This is a genomic window from Haloprofundus halobius (genome assembly GCF_020097835.1).
Classification (GTDB): domain Archaea; phylum Halobacteriota; class Halobacteria; order Halobacteriales; family Haloferacaceae; genus Haloprofundus; species Haloprofundus halobius.
Window position 1 is genome coordinate 777653 of record NZ_CP083666.1, and the last position, 24754, is coordinate 802406.

At 65.7% G+C, this 24754-nt stretch carries 21 protein-coding genes; 6 read left to right on the forward strand and 15 right to left on the reverse strand.

The annotated features are described in order from the left end of the window. Positions 1-98 precede the first annotated feature (98 nt). Positions 99-947, forward strand: a complete 849-nt coding sequence (locus LAQ74_RS04190) for an eIF2B alpha/beta/delta subunit family protein (RefSeq protein ID WP_224335384.1) — start codon at positions 99-101, stop codon at positions 945-947. 18 nt (positions 948-965) lie between these two features. Here LAQ74_RS04190 and LAQ74_RS04195 read toward each other — a convergent pair whose 3' ends face one another. Next, the gene (locus LAQ74_RS04195) at positions 966-2078 is read right to left on the reverse strand and encodes a Gfo/Idh/MocA family protein (protein ID WP_224335387.1); all 1113 of its coding nucleotides are present in this window, start codon (positions 2076-2078) and stop codon (positions 966-968) included. Between the two features lie 75 nt (positions 2079-2153). Here LAQ74_RS04195 and LAQ74_RS04200 point away from each other — a divergent pair, with 75 nt between their 5' ends. Then, on the forward strand, positions 2154-2663 hold the full coding sequence (locus tag LAQ74_RS04200; RefSeq protein WP_224335390.1) for an NUDIX hydrolase: 510 nt from the start codon (positions 2154-2156) through the stop codon (positions 2661-2663). Positions 2664-2678: 15 nt separating this feature from the next. Here the strand turns inward: LAQ74_RS04200 and LAQ74_RS04205 are convergent, their stop codons facing one another. The 8 genes from LAQ74_RS04205 to LAQ74_RS04240 all read right to left on the reverse strand — a co-directional run bounded on the left by LAQ74_RS04205 (position 2679) and on the right by LAQ74_RS04240 (position 11104). Then, positions 2679-3644 carry a sugar phosphate isomerase/epimerase family protein gene (locus LAQ74_RS04205; RefSeq protein ID WP_224335392.1) on the reverse strand — a complete coding sequence of 322 codons (966 nt, stop codon included), beginning with the start codon at positions 3642-3644 and terminating at the stop codon, positions 2679-2681. A gap of 166 nt (positions 3645-3810) precedes the next feature. Continuing rightward, a complete protein-coding gene (locus LAQ74_RS04210; protein ID WP_224335394.1) occupies positions 3811-4905 on the reverse strand; it encodes a Gfo/Idh/MocA family protein in 1095 nt (364 codons plus the stop codon). A gap of 53 nt (positions 4906-4958) precedes the next feature. Further along, positions 4959-5162, reverse strand: a complete 204-nt coding sequence (locus tag LAQ74_RS04215) for a DUF8005 family protein (protein ID WP_224335395.1) — start codon at positions 5160-5162, stop codon at positions 4959-4961. Positions 5163-5171: 9 nt separating this feature from the next. After that, positions 5172-6362, reverse strand: coding sequence for an ABC transporter ATP-binding protein (locus LAQ74_RS04220; RefSeq protein WP_224335396.1), 1191 nt, complete (start codon positions 6360-6362; stop codon positions 5172-5174). Positions 6363-6366: 4 nt separating this feature from the next. After that, a complete protein-coding gene (locus tag LAQ74_RS04225) occupies positions 6367-7350 on the reverse strand; it encodes a carbohydrate ABC transporter permease (RefSeq protein ID WP_224335397.1) in 984 nt (327 codons plus the stop codon). 1 nt (position 7351) lies between these two features. Next, a complete protein-coding gene (locus LAQ74_RS04230; protein WP_224337376.1) occupies positions 7352-8296 on the reverse strand; it encodes a carbohydrate ABC transporter permease in 945 nt (314 codons plus the stop codon). A gap of 110 nt (positions 8297-8406) precedes the next feature. After that, entirely contained in the window at positions 8407-9936 is a 1530-nt protein-coding gene (locus LAQ74_RS04235) for an extracellular solute-binding protein (RefSeq protein WP_224335401.1), read from the reverse strand. 181 nt (positions 9937-10117) lie between these two features. Continuing rightward, positions 10118-11104, reverse strand: a complete 987-nt coding sequence (locus tag LAQ74_RS04240; protein WP_425498508.1) for an aldo/keto reductase — start codon at positions 11102-11104, stop codon at positions 10118-10120. A 110-nt stretch (positions 11105-11214) separates the two neighbouring features. Between LAQ74_RS04240 and LAQ74_RS04245 the strand changes: the two genes are divergently transcribed. Then, complete coding sequence (locus tag LAQ74_RS04245) at positions 11215-12120, forward strand: DUF8054 domain-containing protein (RefSeq protein WP_224335403.1); 906 nt, start codon at positions 11215-11217, stop codon at positions 12118-12120. Between the two features lie 30 nt (positions 12121-12150). Here the strand turns inward: LAQ74_RS04245 and trmB are convergent, their stop codons facing one another. After that, on the reverse strand, positions 12151-13242 hold the full coding sequence (trmB, locus tag LAQ74_RS04250; RefSeq protein WP_224335404.1) for an HTH-type sugar sensing transcriptional regulator TrmB: 1092 nt from the start codon (positions 13240-13242) through the stop codon (positions 12151-12153). Positions 13243-13406: 164 nt separating this feature from the next. Continuing rightward, entirely contained in the window at positions 13407-14144 is a 738-nt protein-coding gene (locus tag LAQ74_RS04255; protein WP_224335406.1) for a proteasome assembly chaperone family protein, read from the reverse strand. Between the two features lie 154 nt (positions 14145-14298). On the opposite strand from LAQ74_RS04255, the gene LAQ74_RS04260 reads away from it, so the two are divergent. Further along, positions 14299-15363 carry a mechanosensitive ion channel family protein gene (locus tag LAQ74_RS04260; protein ID WP_224335408.1) on the forward strand — a complete coding sequence of 355 codons (1065 nt, stop codon included), beginning with the start codon at positions 14299-14301 and terminating at the stop codon, positions 15361-15363. Positions 15364-15377: 14 nt separating this feature from the next. Here LAQ74_RS04260 and LAQ74_RS04265 read toward each other — a convergent pair whose 3' ends face one another. The 3 genes from LAQ74_RS04265 to tbsP form a co-directional block, all read right to left on the reverse strand. Beyond that, complete coding sequence (locus LAQ74_RS04265) at positions 15378-17111, reverse strand: YcaO-like family protein (RefSeq protein ID WP_224335410.1); 1734 nt, start codon at positions 17109-17111, stop codon at positions 15378-15380. Between the two features lie 71 nt (positions 17112-17182). Further along, entirely contained in the window at positions 17183-19576 is a 2394-nt protein-coding gene (locus tag LAQ74_RS04270; RefSeq protein ID WP_224335412.1) for a DUF4350 domain-containing protein, read from the reverse strand. A 416-nt stretch (positions 19577-19992) separates the two neighbouring features. Beyond that, positions 19993-20811, reverse strand: a complete 819-nt coding sequence (gene tbsP / locus LAQ74_RS04275; RefSeq protein WP_224335413.1) for a transcriptional regulator TbsP — start codon at positions 20809-20811, stop codon at positions 19993-19995. 161 nt (positions 20812-20972) lie between these two features. On the opposite strand from tbsP, the gene LAQ74_RS04280 reads away from it, so the two are divergent. Next, the gene (locus tag LAQ74_RS04280; protein ID WP_224335414.1) at positions 20973-21155 is read left to right on the forward strand and encodes a hypothetical protein; all 183 of its coding nucleotides are present in this window, start codon (positions 20973-20975) and stop codon (positions 21153-21155) included. Between the two features lie 94 nt (positions 21156-21249). Here LAQ74_RS04280 and LAQ74_RS04285 read toward each other — a convergent pair whose 3' ends face one another. Next, the gene (locus tag LAQ74_RS04285) at positions 21250-23289 is read right to left on the reverse strand and encodes a polysaccharide deacetylase family protein (RefSeq protein ID WP_224335416.1); all 2040 of its coding nucleotides are present in this window, start codon (positions 23287-23289) and stop codon (positions 21250-21252) included. Positions 23290-23502: 213 nt separating this feature from the next. Here LAQ74_RS04285 and glyA point away from each other — a divergent pair, with 213 nt between their 5' ends. Next, on the forward strand, positions 23503-24750 hold the full coding sequence (gene glyA, locus LAQ74_RS04290; protein WP_224335417.1) for a serine hydroxymethyltransferase: 1248 nt from the start codon (positions 23503-23505) through the stop codon (positions 24748-24750). Positions 24751-24754 lie beyond the last annotated feature (4 nt).

The window sequence follows — 24754 nt, forward strand, 5'->3', positions numbered from 1 at the left end:
CTCGCGGCGGAACGGCGCTCCGCGAGTGCGACGGGTCGCGACGGACCCACCCTCCACCTCCCGGAAACTCTTTGCTCCGAGGGGCCAGACGTTCGAGTATGATAGACGAGACGGTCGAGGAAATCCGGGAGATGCAGACCCACAGTTCCTCCGTCGTCGCCGTCAAGGCAACGCGGGCGCTGTTGGAACTGCTCGACCGCGAGTTCGCGACGCTCGAAGAGTACGAGCGCGACCTCGAACGCAACGCCGGGGCGCTCCGGCGAGCGAACCCCTCGCACGCCTCGCTGTACAACGCGATGCACGAGGTCACCCAGAGCGTCGTCGGCGAGAGCGACACGGTCGACGAGGCGAAAGAGCGGACGAAAGAGACGATCGAGCGCGTCGTCGAGGACGTCGAGCGCGGCAAGCGCCGCGCGGCCGACACCGCCGCCGAGACGTTCGCGGACGGCGAGACGTTTCTCACGCACGACTACTCCTCGACCGTGCTCGAAGCCGTCGAGACCGCCGTGCGAGGCGGTGTCGAACTCACCGCGTACGCGACGGAGGCACGGCCCCGCTATCTGGGACGCAAGACGGCGCGCACGCTCGCGGCGATGGACCGCGTCGACGCCCATCTCATCGTCGACGGCGCGTCGGGCTACGTCATGGAGGAGTGCGACCGCGTCGTCATCGGGATGGACTGCATCGTCGACGACGTGCTGTACAACCGCGTCGGCACGTTCCCGATGGTCGCGGCGGCCAACGAAGTCGGCGTTCCCGTTACTATCGTCGGCTCCGGCGCGAAGATAATCGAGGACGGTTTCCGCTTCGAGAACGAGTTCCGCTCACCGTCAGAAGTGATGCTCGAACCCGCCGAAGGGTTCAGTATCGACAACCCCGCCTACGACGCGACACCCGTCTCGCTCATCGACGAGGTCATCACCGACGAGCAGACGCGGTACTACTGAACGAAAGCGCTCGACCGCTCAGTCGAGCGCGATGCGCTCGCCGCTCTCGTCGCTCCGCTCGATGGCGTCGAGCACCCGCTGGACCTCGTAGGCGTCCTCGAACGACGGGTGGAACTCGTCGCCCGAATCCGCGGCGGAGAGGAACTCGTAGTTCTCGTGGACGAACGTGTGCTCCCACCCGAGGACGTGGCCCGGCGGCCACCAGTGTTCGACGTAGGGGTCGTCCTCGTCGGTGACGAGGACAGTCTCGTAGCCGCGGTTGCCCTCTCTCAGCAGCTCTAGCTCGTTGATGCGTTCGAGCGAGAATTTGAGACTTCCCTCCGAACCGTGGACGCGAATCGTGTGGTCGTTCTTGTGGCCGGTGGCGACGCGGGACGCCTCGAACGTCCCCATCGCGCCGTTCTCGAACCCGGCTTCGGCGGTGTAGGCGTCGTCGACCGTGACTGGTCGCGTCTCGTCTTCGCCGGGAACGGGACGCTCGTCGACGAACGTCCGGAGGTGGCCGCTCACCTCGGCGATGTCGCCCGCCTGCTCGCCGACGAGGAAGCGCGCGAGGTCGACCGTGTGCGCGCCGAGGTCGCCGAGCGCGCCGCTACCGGCGAGCTCTTTGTCCATCCGCCACGCCCACGGCGCGTCTGGGTCGGCGAGCCAGTCCTGCATGTACCGGCCGTCGACGTGGCGAATCTCCCCGAGTTCGCCGTCGTCGATGAGCTTTTTCGCGTACTGGATAGCGGGAATGAACCTGTAGTTGAACGCGCATCCGGCGACGCCCGAGGCGTCGGCGGCGGCGGCGCGCATCCGCTCGGCCTCCTCCAGTGTCGGCGCGAGCGGTTTCTCGCAGAAGACGTGCGCGCCCGCCTCCAGCGCCGCGATGGAGGGGTCGGCGTGGAGGTGGTTCGGCCCGAGGTTGTAGAACACGTCCACTTCGTCGACGACGTCCTCCCAGTCGGTGGCCGTGTGCTCGAAGCCGAAGCGGTCGGCGGCGTCCGCCAGCGCCTCCTCGTCGCGGCCGACGAGCGTGTGGCGGACCACCTCGGGCGCGTCCGGGAAGAACATCGGGAGCCGCGCCAGCGCGTTCGAGTGAGCCTGTCCCATGAACCGGTAGCCGAGCATGCCGACTGTCAGAGCCATGTTCCCCCTTCACGCGGCGGCGGCTTAGGGTTTCATATTCGCTACTTTCTTGCGAGGGTGGGCCTTTCTCGGCGCATGAACGGACGACCCTCCACCGACTCCGCCGCCGACGGGGCTCCGTCGGTCGACGACGCCCCGCTCGAGAGCGTGCGAACAGCCAACGAGACCTCGATCCGCGTCGTCGCCCTCGGCGTCGTCCGCCGCGACGACGAACTGCTCGTCTTCGAGAGCCAGTCCGAGGAGTCGGGGACGTTCTACCGACCGCTCGGCGGCGGCGTCGAGTTCGGCGAACACAGCGTCGACACGCTTCGCCGCGAGTTCCGTGAGGAGTTAGAGGTCGAACTGACGCGGGTTCACGAACTCGGCACGTTCGAGGACGTGTTCACCGCCGACGGCGAGGAGTGCCACGAAGTTCACCGCGTCTACGGCGCGGAGCTCGTCCAGCAGTGGCCTTACCAGATGGACTCCTTCACGGGCTACGAACCGGAGACCGGCGAGGAGTTCGACTGTTTGTGGAAGCCACTGTCGGCGTTTACCGAGGACGGTGAGACGCTGTATCCCGAAAAACTGCCGAGCCTGCTCTGAGGGTCGCGTCCGGCCTCAGACCCAGTGCGCTTCGCCGGGCGTCGTCTCGAACACGGAACGCTGCAGCAGTTCGACCGCCTTCTCCAGTCCCTCCTGCGACGAGGTGAGCGAGTCCTCGTGTTCGATGGAGAGCGCGCCGTCGTAGCCGACCATCCGCAGCGTCGAGACGATATCCTTCCAGTGTTCCTCGCCGTGGCCGTAGCCGACAGTGCGGAACAGCCACGAGCGGTCCGGTTCGTCGGTGTACGGCGCGGTGTCGAGAACGCCCTTGATTCGCGAGCGGTCCTCGTAGACGCGGGTGTCCTTCGCGTGGACGTGGTGGATGGCACCCGCCTCGCCGAGATATCGAATCGCGGCGAGCACGTCGATGCCCTGCCAGTAGAGGTGCGAGGGGTCGAAGTTCGCGCCGACGTACTGGTTCGTCGCCTCGCGGAGACGCAGCATCCCCGTCGGCTCGTAGACGAGCATGTTCGGGTGCATCTCGATGGCTATCTGGACGCCGTGATCGGCGGCGTGGTTCGAGAGCCCCGACCAGTAGTCGGTGGCGACGTCCCACTGGTACTCGTGGGCGTCGGCGTGCTCGTTCGGCCACGGCGCGGTGATCCAGTTCGGCACCTCGTCGTCCGGACCGCCGGCGGGCAGCCCCGAGAAACAGGTGACGGCGTCGACGTCGAGGGCGTCGGCGAGTTCGATGGCCTCGCGGAGTTCGGTGTCGGCTTCGTCTGCCGTCTCCTCGTCGGGGTGCAGGGGGTTGTTGTGCGTCGCGAGCGCGCTGATGTACATCCCGTGGTCGTCGAGGAGCTCGCGCAGCTCCTCGCGGGCGCTCTCGTCGTCGAGCAGTTCCCGTCGGTCGACGTGGGTCTCGCCGGGGAACCCGCCGACGCCGAGTTCGACCGCGGAGACGCCGATACCGCCGAGGTAGTCGACCGCTTCTTCGAGCGACTGGCCGCCGAGGGGGACAGTGAGTACTCCGATGTCCATGCCTGTTGTTACATTCAGGGCGTCGATAAAACTTCAGGAAGCAGGGAGGTGCGGTCGGAGTCAGTCGTGACCGTTCGGGTACCGTCGAACGGCGTTCCACGCGCGGTGCGCTGAGCACAGAAACAGACACGCCGTGAGCACACGCCTCCGCGTCGGAGTGGTCGACTCAGTCGAGTTCGGGCGTCGCCTCGGGTTCGGCGTCGAGTTGAACCGCCGTCCCCTCCGCCGAGGAGCGGTAGATGGCGTCGATGACACGCTGGACGGCCAGTCCCTGTTCGACGGTGTTCCGCTCGGGTTTCTCTCCGGTGGCGACGGCTTCGAGGAACAGGCGCTGTTCGGACTTGTGAGTGTCGTTGGCCTGCGTCTGGATGTCGGTGTCGCGGAGGTGGTCGGTGCCGTCTTTGCTCGTCTCGTAGAGGGTCAGTTCGTGGCTCGCGCGGTCGAAGCGCGCACCGGCCTCCGAGCCGCGGAGGATGAACTCGTCGTTCGTCGGTCGGTTCGTCGCCCACGCGACTTCGAGCGAGATGGTCTGGCCGTCCGCCGAGCGGATGAACGCGCTCGCGGAGTCGTCGACGTCGAACCCCTCCGGACCGATATCCTCGCCCCACATCTCGACGAACGCGTAGTCGTCCTGGTTGCCGAACTGCGAGCGCGTGACTCCGGAGACTTCGACGATGTCGGGGAAGTCCAGAAAGTAGAGCGCGAGGTCGATGGCGTGGACGCCGATGTCGATGAGCGCGCCGCCGCCGGCGATATCCTTCGAGGTGAACCACGAACCGCGGCCGGGGATACCGCGGCGACGGACGTAGTTCGCCTCGACGTGTTGCATCTCGCCGAACTCGCCGTCTTTCTGGTAGCTCTTGATGACTTCGACGGGGTTCGCGAAGCGGTTGTTGAAGCCGACCAGGCAGATCGCCTCCGACTCCGCGGCGGCGGCGGCGATGCGCTCTGCGCTCTCCAAGTTGTGCGCCAGCGGTTTCTCCAACAGCACGTCGATACCGGCTTCGAGCGCCGCGACGGCGTACTCCTCGTGGAACCGGTTTGGCGTCGTGACGATGACCGCGTCGACGTCGCCGAACAGTTCCTGCTTGTCGTCGTAGGCGTCGACGCCGTACTTCTCCGCGAAGCGTCGGCGGGCGTCCGCCTGAATGTCCATTCCACCGACGAGCGTCGCGCCCAAATCCGTCAAACGGTCGGCGTGGTAATGGCCGATGTTACCGAGGCCGATTACCCCGACCCGTACTGGCGTGTCCGAAGTCATTCTCTACTGCCCGTTTACTACAACGGGTGTTAAGCGTCACGTTCCGTGCGTGGTCAGTACAGCTGACGCTCGCGTTCTTCCCGCTCTTCTTCGCGCTTCTGTTCCTCCTTCATCCGGCGTCTTCCGCGCAGAAACTGCCGCCCCTTCGGGATGATGATGTTCTTCAGATCCAGAACGAACGACACGATGCCGTACGCCCAGAAGAAGAACAGGATCGTCACCCCCCCGATGTACAGCAGTCCGAGTTCGTTGACCATCTGTGGAGTTCAGTCGTCGCTTTCGGCTTCGGTCTCCGTCACGCCTTCGGTACTCGTCATCTTGACCAGTCCGTGCTGAATCGCCTTCCCCGACGCGGTGTCGAAGAGGTGAATCCTGCTCCGGTCTAAGACGACTTCGAACTCCTGGTCCTCCTCGATCTCGCTGTCGGGGTCGACGCTCATCAGCAGTTGGTTCTGCTGGGCGGCGTTCATGTCCATGCTCGACCCGTCCCCGTTGTCGTCCAACAGCAGGTAGACGAATATCTCGTCACCCATCGGTTCGAGGACGTCGGTCGTCGTCTCGATGGTCATCGACGGATGCGAGACCGAACCGGACACGTCGACCGGGTAGACGTCCTCGGGGCGGACGCCGAGGGTCACCTCCTGGCCGACTTCGACGTCCATCTGGGCGGGGTCGAACTCGACAGCGACGCCGGTGTCGTGTTCGAAGCCCTGCTGGGTGACGGTACCGTCGAGGAAGTTCATCGCCGGCGAGCCGATAAAGCCCGCGACGAACAGGTTGTCGGGTTCGTTGTAGCACTCCAGCGGCGGGTCGATCTGCTGGAGTTGGCCGCTGTCGATGACGGCGATGCGGTCCGACATCGTCATCGCCTCTGCCTGATCGTGCGTGACGTAGATGATCGTCGTGTCCAGTTCCTTGTGCAGGCGCTGGAGCTCCGTCCGCATGTGGACGCGAAGCTTCGCGTCGAGGTTCGCCAGCGGCTCGTCCATCAGGAACACGTCGGGGTTCCGGACGATAGCGCGGGCGATGGCGACGCGCTGGCGCTGGCCGCCGGACATCTCGTCGGGCATACGGTCGAGCATCCCCTCCAGTTGGACGATGTCGGAGGCGCGCTCGACGCGCCGGTCTATCTCCTCTTTCTCGTAGTCGCGGAGTCGAAGACCGAAGCTGATGTTGTCGTACACGTCCATGTGCGGGAACAGCGCGATGTTCTGGAACACCATCGCCACCCCGCGGTCCTTCGGCGGGAGGTTCGTCACCTCTCTGTCGCCGATGTAGATGGTCCCCTCCGTCGGGATGGTGAGACCGGCGACCATCTCCATGGTCGTCGACTTCCCGCACCCCGAGGGGCCGACGAGGCAGACGAACTCCCCGTCGTGGACGTGCATGTTCATGTCGTCGACCGCCGTTACGTCTTCGTACCGTTTCGTTACGTGTTCGAGTTTGACGTCTCCCATGATGTTACTCCTTGAGTGCCCCGGCCGTGAGGCCGCTGACGATTTTCTCCTGTGCGACGATGACCAGAATAGCCACCGGTAGCACGCCGATGATGCTCGCCGCCGCCATCAGGTGGTACGGCGTGTCGTACTGTCCCTGCAAGCCGATGATACCCGCGACGAGCGGGGCCCAGCTTCCGGGTTCGCCGTTGTTCATCAGGAACGAGAAGAAGAACTCGTTGTAGACGCTGATGAACGTGAGCACGCCCGCCGTCGCCACGCCGGGCGCCGACAGCGGGACGATGACGCGGAACAGCGCGCCGAGTCGCGTCGTCCCTTCGACGCGGGCGGCGTCCTCCAACCCGTCGGGAATCTGCCCGTAGAAGGTCGTGAGGATGAAGATGGACAGCGGCATGAACAGCGCGCTGAACGGCAGCACCATCGCCCCGGGCGTGTTGTACAGTTCCGGGAAGGCGACGGCGAGCTCCGTCCCGGGAATCGCGACCGCGACGTTCCCCGTGAACAGGTCGTACAGCGGCAGCAGGAACGCCGCCGGCGGGAAGTACGAGATGGCGAGGATACCGAGCATCAACGGCCCGCGTCCGGGGAACCGGAGTCGACCGAAGACGTAGCCCGCTAGACTCGCCAGCAACAGGACGATGACCGTCGTCAGGATGCCGAGCACGAAGCTGTTGAACATGAAGATGTGGAACGGCACGCGCTGGAACACGACGACGAACGATTCGATGTTGAACGCGCCGCCCGGCGGGTAGAGTCCGACGTTCTGCAGCGACCGCGGCGGCGTCAGCGCCAGCACGAGTAGCCAGTAGAACGGGAACAGCGTCGTGAGCAGGAAGAACGCCGTCAGGATGTAGAACAACCCGCGGTACGTCCGCTCGGGGTTCTTTATCGAACTGCTGACCCACCGGCTGAACGGGCCACGCTTCAGTTCGCGGTCGTCCCCGCCGATCTTGGTCTTCGAGTCAGTGGTCTGTGGTTCACTTCCCATATTAGAATCCACCTCCTTCGGCGTCGGCGAACTTCACGATGTAGACGGACACCGCGATGCCGATGATTGCGGCTGTGATGAACGCGACGGACGCCGCAGTCCCGTACGCGCGTTGATTGAAACTCGTGACGACCAGACACGACAGCGACGGTACCGTCGTACAAGCCGACGTCGTCTCGATGATACCGTAGACGCGCATCGCCGCGATGGTGCGGAACAGCATGGCGACCAGCACCGTCGGCAGGATGAGCGGCATCGTGATCATCTTGAACTGCTGCCACTTCGACGCGCCGGCGACCTTCGCGACGTCGTACAGCGAGCGGTCGATGCTCTGCAGACCGGCGAGGATGAGAAGCGCCATGAACGCCGACGTCTTCCAGATGTCGGCGACGATGATGATGGTCGTCGCGTCCACCGTGTTCGCCAGCGGCGTCGTCCCGATCCACGTCAACTGGTTGAGCAGCGTCGGCTGGTCGTTGGTCCCGACGAGGAAACCGATACCGGGCTGGAACAGCAGGTAGAAGATCATCCCCTGGATGACGATAGGCACCGCCCACGGGATGATGATCGCGACCCGAACCCAGCGTCGGCCGCGGAAGTCCTGGTCGAGAACGAGCGCCTGCCCGAAGCCGATGATCGTCTCGAAGAAGACGCTCACGAGGGTGAAGACGAGCGTCACGCCGAGCGCGCTCGCGAAGATACCGTTCGGGGTCAGCGACGTCGGTACGAACGCCGACGGGAGCGCGTAGCTTCGCTGGTTCGTCAGGAGTTCAACGTAGTTAGTGATCCCGACGAACTGACCGAGGTTAGCCGAACCCGACAGCGCGTCGGCGAACAGTGACATCCAGAACGTCGAGACGAGCGGGTATACTGCGATTACCAGCAGCAGTAACAGCGCCGGTACGAGCAGTAAGTACGCGTACGCCGTATCGCTTAAGTTCTCCATCCAGCGGACCGCAGCGACGTACGGACCGGACCGTGAGCCGTCGCGGACAGCCCCCTGAGACTCCTGTTCTGTGGCCATTGGTAACAAGTACTAAGTTTGGGAGCAGACGCTTAGGCGTTCTGTTCGATCTGTTCGAGCGTGGACTCCAGGCTCGACATCGCGTCCTCGGGCGATTTCTGCTGAGCGTACGTGGAGTTCACCTCCGAAGAGATCTGGTCGGACTGCTGGGACCAGACGGCCGTGACCGGTCGCGGCACCGCGTTCTCACCGGCGACGCGAAGCTGTTCGAGGTAGCGACCGATGACCGGGACCTCCGCCGCGCGGTCGGAGTTGAGCAGCTCCGGCTTCGGCGGGATCCACCCGAGAACCTCGAACATGGCGAGGTTGAACTCGTCGGTCATCATCGTCTGGATGATGGCCGCGGCCGCGTTCTTCTGCTCGGTGCCCGAGTTCGGGTTCAGCGAGATGTGCCACCCGCCGAGCGCGGCGGACGGACCGCCGGTTCCCTCGTACTCGGCTTCGTCCGGCGTCACGGCGTACGGGATGGGCATCACGCCGAGGTCCTCGCCGTAGTTCTCCTCCTCGCCGTTCTCGACGATGGCGTACGGCCAGTTGCGGTGGGCGACCGCGTTGCCGTTGTCGAACGGCGCTTTCGAGGGGTCCTCGGCCCACTGGAGGACGGCCTCCGGCGAGATGTCCCGGTAGCCTTCGAGGGAGTGCTCGTCGTCCTGCCCGTGGATGAACGTCCGAACCATCCGGATAGACTGCAGGACGGGCTCCTCGTTGACGGTGATGGGTCGGTCGCCGACGGGTCCGAACAGGTTGTCGTGGTCGCCGAAGTACGCGCCGCCCCAGCCGGTGATGAACTCGTTGAAGTCACAGCAGGAGAGCCCCTCGTAGGCGTCCGCCTGGAAGGTGAACCCCATCTCCGTGTTCGTCTGCTCCATCGTGTCGGCGACCATGTTGTTGAAGTCCTTCCACGTCATCGACTCGGTCGCCCAGTTCTGGCCCTCCGGGTCGTAGCCCGCTTCCTCGACGAGGTCCTTCCGGTAGAGCACTGTCGGGAAGTCGGGGAACAGCGGAATCGCGTAGAGGTCGCCGGAGTCGGGATGTTTCGCGGTCTCGACGCTCGCGCCGAAGTAGTTGTCTTCGACCTGCGAGGTCATCTCGCTCGGCAGCGACTGGCCGAGGTTCTGCAACTGGTCGCGGACGATGAACGGGATCGTCCACCCGCTGTCGGTCATCAGGAGCGTCGGCTCCTCCTGACCGGAGTTGAGCCACGTCTGGTACTGCGACTGGCGGTCGTCGGTGACCTGCGAACCGGCGAGGATGTCGACGGAGATGTTGTCCGGCAGTCCGGCGCTTCGAAGCGCCTCGACGATTCGGTCGGAGTTGTCTGCGACGCGGGAGTCGGCCGCCCACTGAACGGTGATGTCGCCCTCGACGCCTTCGGGGTCGAGCTGCTCGCTGGTGTTGTTCCCCCCGCTGCCGTTGCCGCCACCGTCGCCGCCGTCGTCCTGGCTCTGGATACAGCCGGCCAGCCCCATGGCCACGCCGGAGGCACCGGCGGCCTGCACGAATCGTCGTCGAGATATGCTACTTCGTCGCTTCGGTCGGTCGCGTGGGTCAGCATCAACCATTACAGTTTGTCTTTTTAGCAGAGGACTCATTTATACTTTCGGCACAGTTACTACGTCCGTTGTAGTGAATTACTTGTCACGACGATTCCGCGGTTTAGCGGGCTCGAAACAGCGGTTTTCGACGTCGTTAACGTAGGGTGGAATTGAATCAATCTCGGTATTCCGAGAGTTAGGGTCTCGTTCAGTTCTTCCCGGGTGCGGGCCACCGCGGGGTCTTCGGCGACTCGATTCGCTCGATTTCGCCCTCCGTCAGGTCCACGTCGAGCGACGCGACGTTCTCTTCGAGGTGGTCGACACTCCGTGGACCGATGATGGGCGCGGTGACGACGGGTTTGTGCAGTAACCACGCGAGGCTCACCTGTGCGGCCGTCGAACCCTTCTCGTCGGCGATGGTGCGAATCTCGTCGAGTACCGTCCAGTTCTCGTCGGTGAAGCGCTCGCGCGTGTACTCGTCGGTATCCGCGCGGAGTCCCTCCTCGATGTCCCCGTCGCGCTCGTACTTCCCGGTCAGGAACCCGCCCGCCAGCGGCGACCACGGGATGACGCCGATGCCTTCACCCTCGCACACCGGGAGGAGGTTCGCCTCCTCGTGGCGGTCCACCGCGTTGTACTCCGGTTGCATGCAGGTGAAGCGCTCGTAGTCCTCGATGTCGCTCGTGTACAGCGCCTTCGTGAACTGGTACGAGGTCATCGTGCTCGCGCCGATGTAGCGAACTTTCCCCGTCTCGACGAGATGACTCAGCGCGGAGAGCGTCTCCTCGATGGGCGTCTCGTCGTCCCAGCGGTGAATCTGGTAGAGGTCGATGTAGTCGGTTCCCAATCGCTCTAAACTCGCCTCGGCCTGGTCGAGGATGTGCTTCCGGGAGAGTCCCTGACCGTTGGGGTAGTCGCCCATCTCGCCGAACACCTTCGTCGCGATGACGAGTTCGTCGCGGTTGCGCCCCTCGATGGCTTTGCCGACTATCTCCTCGCTCTCGCCGCGCGAGTAGACGTTCGCCGTGTCGAGGAAGTTGATACCGAGGTCGAGCGCGCGGTGGATGAGTTCGATGCTCGCCCCCTCGTCGTCCATCATCCACTCCGCGTTCGACCCGAAGTTCATGCACCCCAAGCAGAGTCGCGAGACGTCGAGGCCGGTGTTGCCGAGTTTCGTGTATTCCATCTCCGTCATGGGTTCCCTTCGGTGACGGTCGACAAAAGTGTGGAGGCGGCGGCGAGGCGCGAACCGACCGGCGGCCGCGCGACAGAACCCTCAAGTCACCCCGGCAACCACCCACGAGTATGTCACTATTCGACACCGTTCGGCGACCCGAGTACACCGGCGACCGGCGCTGTTGGCCGTGTACCGCGGTCAACGCGGCGATTATTTCGGTCGTTTGCCTGCTTCTCGCACCGTTTTCCTCCGGGTTTTCGCTTCTCGTTGGCGTCGTCGGCGTCGGCCTCGTCTACTTCCGCGGCTACGCAGTCCCCTTCACGCCGACGTTCGCGCCCAAACTGGTCTCCCGTCTCCCCGTCGACTTCGGCCCGAACTACGCCGTCGGCGACGACCGAAGCGGCAGTCTCGGCGACAGCGTCGGAGGAGCCGAGTCGGGCGCAGAGGTCGGTAGCGATGACGACGAAGGCAACGACAGCGGAACCGACGGCGACGAAGCCGATGACGACACCGATGCCCGCCGCTCGGACGCGCTGACCCACGACGAACTCGACGGCGAGACGCTCGTCCGCGAGCTCGGGGCGGCGGGCGTGTTCGCCGACGGCGACGAACTCTCTCTCACCGACGACTTCGTCGACGAGTGGACCGCCGAGATGCGCGACCTCCGCGCTACCGACCGCGAGGCGCTCGCCGCGGCCGCCGCCGACGCGATGCCCGCGGCGGCGACGTGGGTACTCGACGACGAGTGGGTCGTGCTCGAAGCCGACGGCGCGAAGACGTGGCTCTCGGAGTCGGTGGCGATTTCGGAGACGGCCGCCGTTCGGGCGCTCCGCTCGCGAGACGTCGACGACGAGGTGGCCGCCCACGCGGCGAATCCGCTCCGGATGTTCCTCCCCGAGTGTCCCGCCTGCGGCGGCGTGGTCGCCGAGACGACCGTGAGAAACTGCTGCGGCGGGACGATGGGCGTTTACGACTCGCCGGACATCGAGGTGCTCGCCTGCGAGAAGTGCGACGAACTGCTGTACGAGTTCTGAGCGGAGCGAACGGTCTGCAGCAGGCGGAACTCAGTCGTCGGCGTGACGCTGCGCGCCGTCACGGAGTCGCTCGGCGCGCCCCGGCGGTTCCTCGCGGCCGATGCGGATATCTTGGCCCTCGATGTCTTCCAGCGCCGCGACCAATCCGCCGACGCGGACGGGTCCGTCGTCGGTCTCGACGACGAGCGAGGCGACCTCCTCGGTGTCCTCGAACGCGAGGTCGACGACCTTCCCCTCGACGACGATGGGGTCGCCCGTCTCGATGTCGCGACCCTCGACAGTCGCGTAGAAGTCGCCGTCGAGGTCGCGGATGTCCTTCACCGCGCGGCGAATCGAGGCGTAGCGTCGGGGGAAGGGGCGGTCCTTCGCGTCGGCTTCGAGCGTCTCGGCGGTGGTCCAGAGGACGGTACCGAAGAACCCGGAGACGAGGAACCCGAGCGCCGAGCGGTTGAAGATGACGCCGTAGCGGTCCCGGTCGTCACGGAGGGCGTCCTGCGTCGCGTAGATGGAGTACTCGCCGTCGGCGACGGCCAGCACGGGCGTCGTGATGCCGCGGCGACTGCGGGCGATGGTGCAGACGTCCATGTAATCGAACTCCGCAGGGTCGGGCGCTTGCGAGGCGGGCGTCACGAGCAAGTCGATGCTGACGCCGTCGTCGGTCGCCGCGACCAGGTCGTCGTGGAAGCGCCGGAGCAGATCGGGCGTGAGCGAGAGCACGAGTTCGAACTCCGCGCTGCCGATTATCTCCTCGATGTAGCGGAGAATCGTCGACCGCGATTTGACCAGCGAGACGGCTTCGGTCTCGCGCGCCGGAGCGGTGTAGCGCGCACCCAGTTCCTCGACCATCTCTGTGAACGAGTCCCGGAAGTTACCGAAGGCGTTCTCGGGGTCGACGGCGACGATCTTCATCGGTCGCGACTCCCGGAGTTCGACGAGCCCGCGGTCGGCGAGACTCCGGACCGTGTCGTACACCCGCGGTTGCGGGATGTCGGTCCGGTCGGCGATTTCGCTCGCGGTCAGTTGCCCGTGTTCCAAGACGGCGAGGTACGCGTCAATCTCGTACTCGCCGAGGTTGAAGCGCTCGCCGACGCGCTCCATCGTGAGTCGGAGGTCATCGACCATGATAAATCGACCACGCTCCGCACGTAAGTGATTTACTATAACACGAGTTGCACGCGGTTCCGAAAACACGTTGTGTACGGTCGCACGAAAGTTCGACCCATCTACACATCAACGTTCTGGTCCGATCAGCAGCACGAACTCCGCGTCAGAGACCACAGCACGACTCACATGTACATCCGGTCTTCGGCCGTATCCCCCTCGCGCGCTTCGATTCGGTCCGCGAGTTCGCCGTAGTACTGCTGGACGCGCTCGGCGAACGCCTCCAGCGGTCCGGTGTCGATGCCGAGGCCGTACACCTCGTCGACGGCGTCGAGCAGTCGTAGGGCAGCCTCCACGTCGGGTACCTGCGCGTGGACGGGCGTGACGTAGACGCAGACGCCGAGTGACGAGGAGAGACCGCGTTCGACGAACGCCGCGTTCGTGCCGTCCAGGAAGCCGTTTCCCATCGGCGGTACCTCCGTGTCGGCCAACCGCGACTCGCGGTAGTCGTCGGTGGCGATGTAGAACGTGCGGTGCTGTGCGGGGCCGTGCGGAACCGGTACTCCCGAGAGGACGGCGACCTCTTCGACGCCTGCGGCCTCCGTCCAGTCGAGAATCGCGTCCGAAAACGACTTTCCGGCCGTCGCCGGAACGAACAGTTCGCTGACGAGGACGGTCAGATCGAGGTCCGACCGGGAGAACAGTCGCGTGTGGTGTCGCGGCCGGCCGTTCTCGAACGGCGTGATTGCGGGCAGGCCCTCCGCGGTGATGTGGCCGCGTTCCTCCAGTTCGAGATGGTCGACGAGGTAGTCGACGGCGGTGAGTCCGGCGAGGCCGAACGTCGAAAAACCCGCGAGAAGCGTTTCGCTGGGGTCGGTTTCGTGCGAGACTCGGAAGTCCAACGTCGGTCGGGGAGCGGCCATACATCAGATACCGTCGAGCGAGGATTTAGCGATTGGCCGGCGTTGCGGTCGGTGACCGACGACCGCTACGTCCGAGATGCGTCCGGGTAGTGCGGCTCGCCGCGTTTGTCGCCGGAGGACAACGTTTTTTCACGTTGCCTGAGTCACGTGTCTCATGATAGCGGGTCGAGTACCGACGGTTCTGCGGGTCGTCCTCCAGCAGACGCCGACGAGGACTCCCGACGGCTCCGAGAGCACCGCGGAGGGACTCGGGAAGTTCCTCGCGAGTCTCGTCCCCGAGTGGATACAGCAGATTCCGGGCTGGCGATTCGCACTCGCGCTGCTCATCCTGCTGGGCGGGGTGTACATCTCGAAACTCGTCGTTCGGTTGCTCGGCCGCCCCGTCGCGAAGCGGTTCGCCCGTCAGAGCGTCGCGCAGATGGTACTGTCGGGCGTCCGCATCGTCGTCGTCCTCCTCTCGGTGTTCGTCGCACTCGGCGCGTACAACGTCACGTTCCCCGACATCTTCGTCTTCGGCACGGTGTTCACGGCGGTGGTGGGTATCGTGCTCGCACCCATCATCGGCAGCGTCATCAACGGGCTGTTCATCCTCGCCGACCAGCCGTACGAGATCGGCGACATGATCGAACTCGACACCGGCGAGCGCGGGTTCGTCGAGGAGATAACGATCCGGTACACGAAGATGTTCACCCTCGACAACACGTTCCTCGTCCTGCCGAACTCCTCGGTGCGCGAGCGCGACGTCATCAACTACTCCGCGGAGGACGAACGGACGCGCCTCACGCTCAGCATCTTAGTCACCTACGAGTCCGACATCGCCACCGCTCGGAAACTCATCGAGCGGGCGGCGCAGAACTGCGACGAAGTCATTGAGGGGGGCCCCGCCATCCGCATCGGTAGCGCCCGCTACCCGGCGAAACCGACCTGCTACATCGACGAGTTCGCCGACAACGGGGTCCTCCTCACGCTCCGCTACTGGGCGAAACAGCCGTACAAGATGCTCACCGTCCGCTCGAAGGTGCAGACCCAGGTCAACACGCTGTTCGATGAGTCCGACGCGGCGCTGGAGTTTGCCTACCCGCACCAGCATCTCGTCTTCGACGAGACCAGCGGCACCGCGAGCGTGAGCGTCGACGGGCAGAGCTGGGGTTCAGATTCACTCCCCGACGACGGCGAGCATCTCTCGAACGCCGACGACCCGTCGCGACGGAACACCTAGTTTCGACCTGCTCGCTACGGATACGGGTGGAACGGCGCGTCCGGTCGTGCCTCGAATCCGAGGTCCGCCGGGACCCGGCGCGCGCGCTCGCCGAAGAACGCCTCGCCCGTGAAGAGCGGTTGCGCCGCCGGCGCGACCACTCTGATCGCCTCGAACCCGAGCGCCGCCACGTCGGGCGTCGTCACGCGCGCCGCGTACGTGTCGAGACCGGCGGCCGACGCCCGCGAGACGACCGTTTCGAGTTCCTCGGTGCCGGACAGTTCGGCCGTCCCCACGTCGGCGGCGCGGACCCGACCGGTCGCATCGACGAACCGACGCGCCGCTCGCGGGAAATCGGCGTACTCGCCGATGGCACCGCTCTCGCCGGCCGCCCGCTCGGGACCCATCGCGCGGAGTTCGGTCCAGTTCTGCAGCGCCTCCGCGAGCGCGGAGCGTGCTGCTACCGCCGCGTCCAGATTCGCACCCGACCCGACGGCGAAGCGCGGCCAGTCGCCCTCGCGGTCACCCTCTCGATGGACCGCGACGGCGACGACGGGCACGTCGACGTCCTGCGTCACCAGAAGCGGCGTCACCGCCAACGACTCCGCGCGTGCCCGGCCGACCAGCGTCTCGAACCCGTCGTCGTCGACGACGAGTTCCAGCGGATCGAACGTCGAGTACCACGCGAGCATCGTCGCGTCGCGTTCGAGCACCTCGTACAGGCCCGAGAGGCACGCCTCGACCGTCGAGTTCCCGAGGCCGAGACCCGTGGTGATTGCGGGTTTGTGACGGTCGGTCGGCGGCGGGAACTGGACGAACTCCGCCGGGAGCGACACCGTCTCCGCCGTGTCGAGGTCGATTCCTCGCACCCACGGAATCGACTCGTCTCTGCTCGCCGTCTCCCACCCGTCGGGGCGGACGAACCGCCGCGGCGGGACAGGGTTCGCACGGTTCGTCTCCGAGGCGGTGACGAACTCGCGGCCTCGATAGACGCCCGCGCAGTACCGCTCCAGCGCCTCCCCGAGCGCCTTCATGAACGCGGGGTTCCAGTCGGCGTCGACGCCGGCGGCGAACTCGGCCGCGCGGGCGTCGGAGAACGCGGTCGTGTCGGCGGTCTGCGCGAAGTAGTACGGGACGGGAAACGACTCGCGTTCGCCGACGGTTCGGACGAGTCCGACGCGGTCGTCGAGCGCGCGTTCGGCGCGAGCGAGCGAGTCGTCGAGGTCGGCGCCGCGGTAGTCGAGCGAGAGCGTCCGGTCGCGGACGGCGCTCGACGGTCCGGACGCTCCGCACTCACACCCCGGAACGGGGTGGTACTCCCGTTCGGGGCCGGGCAGTTCGACCACGGTTCCTGCGATATCGTCGCCCGAGAGCAGCGAGACGGCGCGGCGGCCCGCGACGGCCCCGGCGAGGCGGACCGCCGCCCTGTCGCCGCGGGGTCGGTCGGCCACCGCGCCATCGTCGAGGTTCGAGTCGACGCGCGTGCGGAGGCAGCGGAAGCAGCCGGAGTCGGCGTCGAACAGCGAGACGGCGGCGTCGACAGCCGTGAGCGGGCGGCCGCCGAGACCGCCGATTTCGACGGCGACCCAGCGGTCGGCGGCGGCGTTCGCGCGGGGGAAGGCGTCGCTTCCGGCGGGCGCGACGACGGCACCGAAGTCGAAGTCGGCGAGGGAGCCGGGTGTCGTCTCCGAGACCTGTGCGTCGATATCCGCGAACGCCGCGCGAAGCGACTCCGCGGCGGGACCCGAGCCGACGAGACCGACGTGCATGCGTCGCCAGAGGGACGAGAGGAAAGAAAAGGCGTCGTTCGTGGACCGGGCCATTCGGTACCGCGGACCGTTCAGTACGACTCCGCTATCATCAGCACGCCGGTGTCGTCGTAAACGTAGACGGTGTCGCCGCTGTTGTTCCACACCGGGGCGCTCTGGCCCCAGTAGAGTTCGGTGTCGGTGTCGGTGCCGCTACCGGTGTACAGCGTCACCTGCGCGCCCGCGTCGAGCGTGAACGTCGGGAACGTGTACGTCTTGTCGACCTCGTCTTTGACCTGCCAGTCGGTCAGGTCGAGCGGGCTCTCGCCGACGTTCTCGAAGACGACGTACTCGTCGTTGAGGTTGTCGTAGTCGTTGCCCTCGGCGTCCTCGTGAATCTCGGCGACGACGAGTTCGCCGTTCTCGTCGTCGTCGCCGGACGAAGAGCCGTCGTACGCCGAGAACAGGTCGAAGGAGGTGTCGAACGCGGTCGTCGTCGGCAGTTCGGCGTCGCCGTCGAGGTTGTTCGACTCGTCGGTGACGCGGTCGGCGCTCAACCGTAGGTCGGTGCCGAGGGCGTCGGCGACGGCGTTGAGGTTGTCGCGACCCTCGCTGCCGGTCCACCCGGTGCCGACGAGGACGACCGACCCACCGTCGTCGCGGAACGACGAGAGCGCGTCGAGTTCCTCGTCGGAGAGCGCGTCGGCGGGCGTCGACAGGAGGAGCGCGCGGGCCGACGAGAGCGTCTCCGCCGTGAACTCGTTGACGCCCTCGAAGCCGATGCCGACGCCTTCGAGGAAGCGGAGGTAGTAGGCGGCGTCCTCGGCCGAGAGACCGTACGACGCGCCGAACTGGCCGCGGCCCCCGTCGACGAGCACGTCGCCGGTAGTCGCCGACAGCGAGTCCAGCAGGTTGGTCACGAAGACGAAGTTCTCGTACGTCGAGGTGTCGACGGCGAACCCCTCCTCGGACTCGTACGACTCGTCGACGAGTTCGCCGCCGACGAGGGCGACGCGGGCGTCGTCGTCGACGCCGACGAGCGGGATTCGGTCGTAGGCGACGTCGCCGCCCTCCTGCGTCGCCGTCGACTCGGCGACCACCGGGACACGGGCGTCGTCGACAGCGCCCGTCGTCGTCCGGACGCTCGCGGCCTTCGGGAAGAACAGGTCGTCGACGGCGCGGTTGCGGATTTCGCTGGTGTCCTCGGGGTCGCTCTCCGCCCAGAGACCGGTTCCGTCGCTGCGGGCCGCCTCCTCGGCGGCTCTGAACGCGGTGTGTTTCGAGAACCCGGAGTCGTAGACGCGGGCGAGCCCCTCCTCGACGCAGCGTCGGTTGTACAGCGTGTCGCGCGCGCCGCTGCCGGCGTCGTAGTAGATGTAACCGAGGATGCGACCGAACGCGTCGCGGGTGGGTTCCTCGGTGTCGAACGTGAGGTCGACGGTCTCGTCTGCGAGTTCGTCGACGCCGAAGTTCGTCGCCTCGTCGGCCCACGCTTCGAGGTACGCCGTGTCCTCGATACCCTCCCACTCGCGGATCTGTTCGTACTGGCTGTTACCCGACGTCTCCGGCGTGTCGAGGCCGAGGACGCGGATGTTCTCGACGGTGCCGTCGAGGTCGACTTTCACCGTGTCGCCGTCGATGACGTCGGTGACGGGGACGGTGTACGTCTCCTCGGGGTCGAGGCCGAGGCCCTCCCGCGCGGCGAAGTAGTCGAACTCGGTGCCGAACTCGTCGGTTCGCGGTTGGTACGGCTGACCGCCGTTTTCGATGTCGTCGACGACTTCGTCGTCGTTGAAGCGGAACCCGCGACCGAGGGAGCCGACGACGTCGTTGAGGTTCGCCGTCTCGTCGTAGTTTCCGTAGTCGGACTGGTCGAACAGCAAAAGCGTGCCGCCGTCGTCGACGAACGTCGAGAGCGCGTCGAGTTCCTCGTCGGTGAACGCGGTCCCGGGCGAGGTGACCACGGCCGCATCGGCGTCGGAAAGGTCGTCGGTCAGCGACGTCGTCGCCGCCACGTCGTAACCGTTCTCCTCGGCGTAGGCGTGAAACTGCGAGAACTTCGAGAGCGTGTAGTACTGCCCGTGTCCCTCGTCCCAGAGCACCGTCCCCGTGCCGACTTCCGCGTCGAAGACGTTGAGGAGGAACTCCTCGTTGCCCGCCTGCCAGTTCGTCTCGTCTTCGACGAGCATCGACCCGAACCCGACGACGCCAGCGTCGACGGCGACGAGCGGAATCGACGACTCGTCGCCGTAGATGACTCCGTCACCGTCGCCGTCGCTGTCGCTGTTCGTCGCGGTGTCTTCGGCCCAGACGGCGACGACCGACTCGTCGGCCAGTTCGTCGTCGTTCGAATCGAGAAGGCTCGCCGTCGAATCGAAGACGAGCGGTTCGATAGTTTCGGCCGCCGCGGCCGTCTCGACTACACCGTCACCGAGCGACACCGTCGTCGCCGCGGCCAGCGTTCCGATGAATGCTCTTCGGTGCATTGTTTTTAAATTTTAGTGCCAGCAGTTAGCTACTTCGATAATATTCTATATAATTATACATAGATGAGAGAAATTTTTGCAGGAGGTTACCCGAGGAAGAGATGGGACTGGTCGAACTCTCGGGTCGGAACGTGAATTGCGAGTCTAACGCTGCCGCCGGACTACAGGTCGTGGAGTAGCCGAGAGCCGACTGCGTCGCGTGGCGTGCGCAGACGACGCAAGAGTGCGGTGCGGCCGCTGTCGAGTACGAGCCACAGTACCGCGTGCGAGGCCGAGAGGCCGAGCGCGCGGCTCTTTTTGGTGCACCGTCGGAGCATCGCTCCGACGAGCCTTCGTTTCCTCCGTTCGCGAAGACAGATTTTTTCGCGAGGTTCGAGCGCCGCGAAGCGGCGTGAGGACCTCGCTACAAAGGTGCGTTAGTTGAGCATGCTCATCGCGACGCTGGCGAGTTCGTCGCCGTTAGCGCCGCGGAGTCGGTCGTCGCCGAGTTTCAGACGCAGACGCGGGCGGCCCACGTCGATGGGGACCTTCTCGGTGTCGATGAGGCCCATGTCTTCGAGTTTCGTCTTCGTGCGCGAGAACGTCGCCTTCGAGGCGATACCGACGTCTTCGCCCCACTTCGAGATGTCGTACAGCAGCACGTCGTTCTTCGCGGCGACGAGCAGGCTGATGGTGACTTCGTCGAGGCCGTCGCCGTCGCCGCGAGCGGTCTCCAACGAGGCGAGGACGGCGTCGAAGTCCGACTCGGCCTGGTCGCCGATTTCGGTTCCGAGCGTGTCGCGGACGCGCGAAATCGGGGGCGTGCGGAGTTTGAAATCGGGCGACTCCTCCCAGAGCGTCTTGTACGTCTCGAAGGCGGCGTCGACGAACTCGCTGTCCTCGGTCGTGAGCGCGGCGACGCGGTCGTCGGCGGTGACGAGCGCCATCACCGCGTCGCGGGTGACGAGCAGCGCGTTGTCGACCTCCTGGTCGGTGGTGCGCATCGACAACGCGTCCGCGTCGATGAGGTCGGCGGCGTTACTGGCGACGATGAAGTCGCCCATCACGTCCTTGAGGATGCTCTCGTCGGCGACCATCCGGATGCTCGGCAGGTCGGTGTCGACGGTGGTCGCAACGGTGATGAGTTCCTCGACCGCTTCCGTCGACGGATCGACGATGAACAGTTCGTCGTCTGCGTCTTCGAGGGCGGCTCGGAGAATATCCTCTATCTGCTCTTCGAGTAAATTCGAGGCCATATTACTGTGGTGATAAACGGGGGGAGATTATTTAATATTAACGCTACCTCACGGTTGGATTCGCGGACGGCCCCCGGAGGGTTTCCCGGCGAAGCGTAATATTTGTCGAATGACAGTTTCCACAATTGTTAACTGTCACCAATGAACACATCCTCCCGCACATGTCAACAGAACGCTTCGAGGGAGGGGGAGTCACGTCGTCGGCTGCCGGGTTCGTCGCTCGGCACCCGCGCGTTCTCGTCATCTGCATCGCACTCGCAGTCGGTATCGCGACGCAGGGGACCGTCGGTGCGGAGACGATGATCGAACCGTACAACGGTCACAGCACGGCCACCGGCCCGTAGCGTCGAACCGGAGTATCGGGGAGCTACTCTGGGCCGGAACATCGGGTATCATCGCCGGGCCGGAACATCGGGCAGCAACGCCGGGCCGGGGGCGTCAGGGGTGTAACAGGCTCGCCAGTTCGTCCGACCAGTGGATGTCGCCGTCGTAGACGACGGGCGTGTCCGCGTGGTTCAGAAAGTCGCATAGCGTCTCCCGGTCAAGGACGTACGTTCCCGTCGACCCGAGCAGCCGCGACTCGTCGTCGGGCGTGACGTGCGTCTGGAAGTAACCGCCGTTGATCCACGGCGAGTGGACGCTGTAGCTGAGTTCGAATCGGTCGCGGTCGAGTCGGGTGAGCGCCACGTCCGAGGAGACGTAGTTGTCCGACTGCGCGAGCACGTGCGTGCCGTCGCCGACGACGGCGTAGTCTTTCCCGGTCATGATGCGGCGGCGGGCCATCTGCATGGCTCGCTCGAAGGAGAACCCGTGGACGAGCAGACGGACGAACATCGTCCCGACTTTCGCCGCCTGACTGTCGACGACGCGGTTGAACGTCACCGCGCCCGCGACGCTACCCAGTTCGACGAGGCCGATCCCCTCGTAGAACGACCCGCAGGCGTTGAGAAAGAACGTCTGGACGTTCGACTCGTTCAGCGACGATATCGAGAGGTGACCGTCCGCACAGCGCAGTCCGGCCCGGTCGCAGTGACCGATGTAGTGGACGAAGTCGTGCGACGTCTCGAACACCGTCGCCAGTTCCTCGGTCGTCAGGTGTTCGTACACTTCGATGTCGATGTCGAGGTCGGCGGCGCGTTCGCGGTAGATTCGAGCGGCGTCGGCGTGTTCGTCGCTCATCCCGCTGTCGTTGAGAATGGCGACGACGGAGATGGAGTCGTCGGCCCGTCCCAGGAAGTCGAAGCGGTTCTCGTACGCCTCGGGGACGGCTTTGAACACGTCGATGGGGACGCCGCCCGCCAACCAGCCGTGCGTGCGTCCGGACCCGAGTTTCGGCTTCGCGAGGTCGACGGCGACGGGTGGCGACTGTGCCCCGCGATAGAACTCGTCCAGCGACCGGGTGAGTCGCTCGCCGCCGTCGAGCGGCGTCGACTCCGGCAGGAAGACGTTCGGGACGTTCTGCAGCAGGTACGGGAGCGTCTTCGCGTGCGTCATCGTCGGTTCGACGTACATCGACAGATGCCACTCGGGCAACTCGTCGCTGATGCGCTCGAACGGCGCGTCGAGGTAGGCGTCCAGTCGGGTGCCGACCGACTCGGCGTACAGCGCCTCGGGGTCCAGCGGGAGCTCCGAGAGCAGTCGATACTCCGCGAGGTCAGTTCCGTGGGGGCCGGCGTTTCTCACCAGACAGTCAAAGAGAAACGTCCGTCGGAGCAGCGCGGCGGTCTCGTACTGAAACGAGGGGAGCGACGGCAGTTCGTGGACCCGGTCGGCCGTTTCCAGCCGCGGCGTGGTTCCGGCCTCGACGGAGACGGTCGCGCCGAGGTAGTGCGCCAGCGACGACGCCGGAAAGAGGTAGTCGAGGTCGGGCGGGAGGTGTACCTCGACGCTCGCCTCCTCGCGGCGTTCGGCGACCACGTCCGGAACCGAGACCGAGTCGCCGAACGCGATGCGCGGCGGATGGTCGCGCATCGTCGGGTAGGAACGGTCCGCGGTCGTGGTCCGGTGACCCGCGGGGAACTGCGACAGCGCCGCCGCGACGCCGGCGGGCGTCCGGGGGACGACGACCGTCTCGGCGGGCGCCTGAGTCCGGCTGCGGAAGCCGAGCGTCACCGCGGTCCGCGTCGGGAACGAGAGGACGGCCGACTCGTAGTTCGGCTTCTCCAGCCGAACGGGACCGGAGAACGCGACGTACGTCAACACGTTCCCGTCGACGCGAACGACGTAGTCGTCCGGCGGGAGCGCTATCGGACCGACTTCGCTCGCGAGTTCGAATCGGCTCCCGTCGCTGGCCTCGGCGACGACGAACACCGGCGGGAATCGGAGTTCGGTCGTCGACCCCGAGACGGTGACGTCGGAGTCGCGAGGCACCGATGGCCCGTCGCTCAGCACCGTCCAGCGCTCGGTAACCACGTCGATGGTGGTTTTCGAGGAGTCAACGGCCCGGATTCCCTGTTCGGTCGACTCCACCGAAATCATTGAGGATACGAAAGTAAATCTGCGACGACGTATATCTCTATCGGATGGATGTGAAACGCGGTTCTACGGGTGTTTGGGGGCCACTACCGGACGTTTCGAAGCGTTCGATAGCGGGCCGTTCTCCCCAACCGAGGGCCGTTCGAGGGGGTGCCGAGAGCGGAAAGATGTGGTGAGAGGGACACACTTAATGTGATTTCCGCCGCCACGGGAGACATGGAGTACACCCACGTGCGCGAGGTCGACCCGGCGGTCGCAGACGCGCTCTCCGGGGAAGTGACCCGTCAGCAGGAGACGCTGGCGATGATCGCGAGCGAGAACCACGTCAGTCGAGCCGTCCTCGAAGCGCAGGGGAGTGCGCTGACCAACAAGTACGCCGAAGGCTATCCCGGCTCTCGCTACTACGCCGGCTGTGAGTACGCCGACGAAGTCGAACGTCTCGCCATCGACCGCGCGAAAGAGCTGTGGGGCGCAGAGCACGTCAACGTCCAGCCCCACTCGGGGACGCAGGCGAACATGGGCGTTTACCTCGCGGTGCTCGACCCCGGCGACAAGATTCTCTCTCTGGAACTCAACCACGGCGGCCACCTGAGTCACGGTCACCCCGCGAACTTCACGGGCAAACTCTACGACGTCGAGCAGTACCACGTCGACGCCGAGACCGGGTACGTCGACTACGACGCCCTCGAAGCGCAGGCCCGCGAGTTCGAACCGGACATCATCGTCTCGGGGTACTCCGCGTACCCGCGCGCGGTGGAGTGGGAGCGCATCCAGGATATCGCCGACGACGTGGGCGCGTACCACCTCGCAGACATCGCCCACATCACAGGACTGGTCGCGGCGGGCGTCCACCCCTCGCCGGTCGGCGTCGCCGACTTCGTCACCGGGTCGACGCACAAGACCATCCGCGCCGGTCGCGGCGGCATCATCATGACGAGCGAGGAGCACGCGAAAGCCGTCGACTCGGCCGTCTTCCCCGGCGCGCAGGGCGGCCCGCTCATGCACAACATCGCAGGCAAGGCCGTCGGCTTCCACGAGGCGATGCAACCCGAGTTCGAAGCGTACGCCGAACGCGTCGTCGCCAACGCGAAAACGCTGGCTGAGACGTTCGAGGAGAACGGTCTCGGCGTCGTCTCCGGCGGCACCGACACCCACCTCGTGCTCGTCGACCTCCGCGAGTCGCACCCGGACCTCACCGGCGGCGAGGCCGAGGAGGCGCTCGAATCGGTCGGCGTCGTCCTCAACGCCAACACGGTCCCCGGCGAGACGCGGTCGGCGTTCAACCCGAGCGGCATCCGCGCGGGGACGCCCGCGCTCACGTCCCGCGGGTTCGACGAGGAGGCGACTGCTGAGGTCGCCGACCTCATCTACCGCGTCGTCGACAACCACGACGACGAGGCGGTACTCGAAGACGCGAGCGCGAGCGTGCAGGACCTCTGCGAGACGTACCCGCTGTACGACTGAGTGC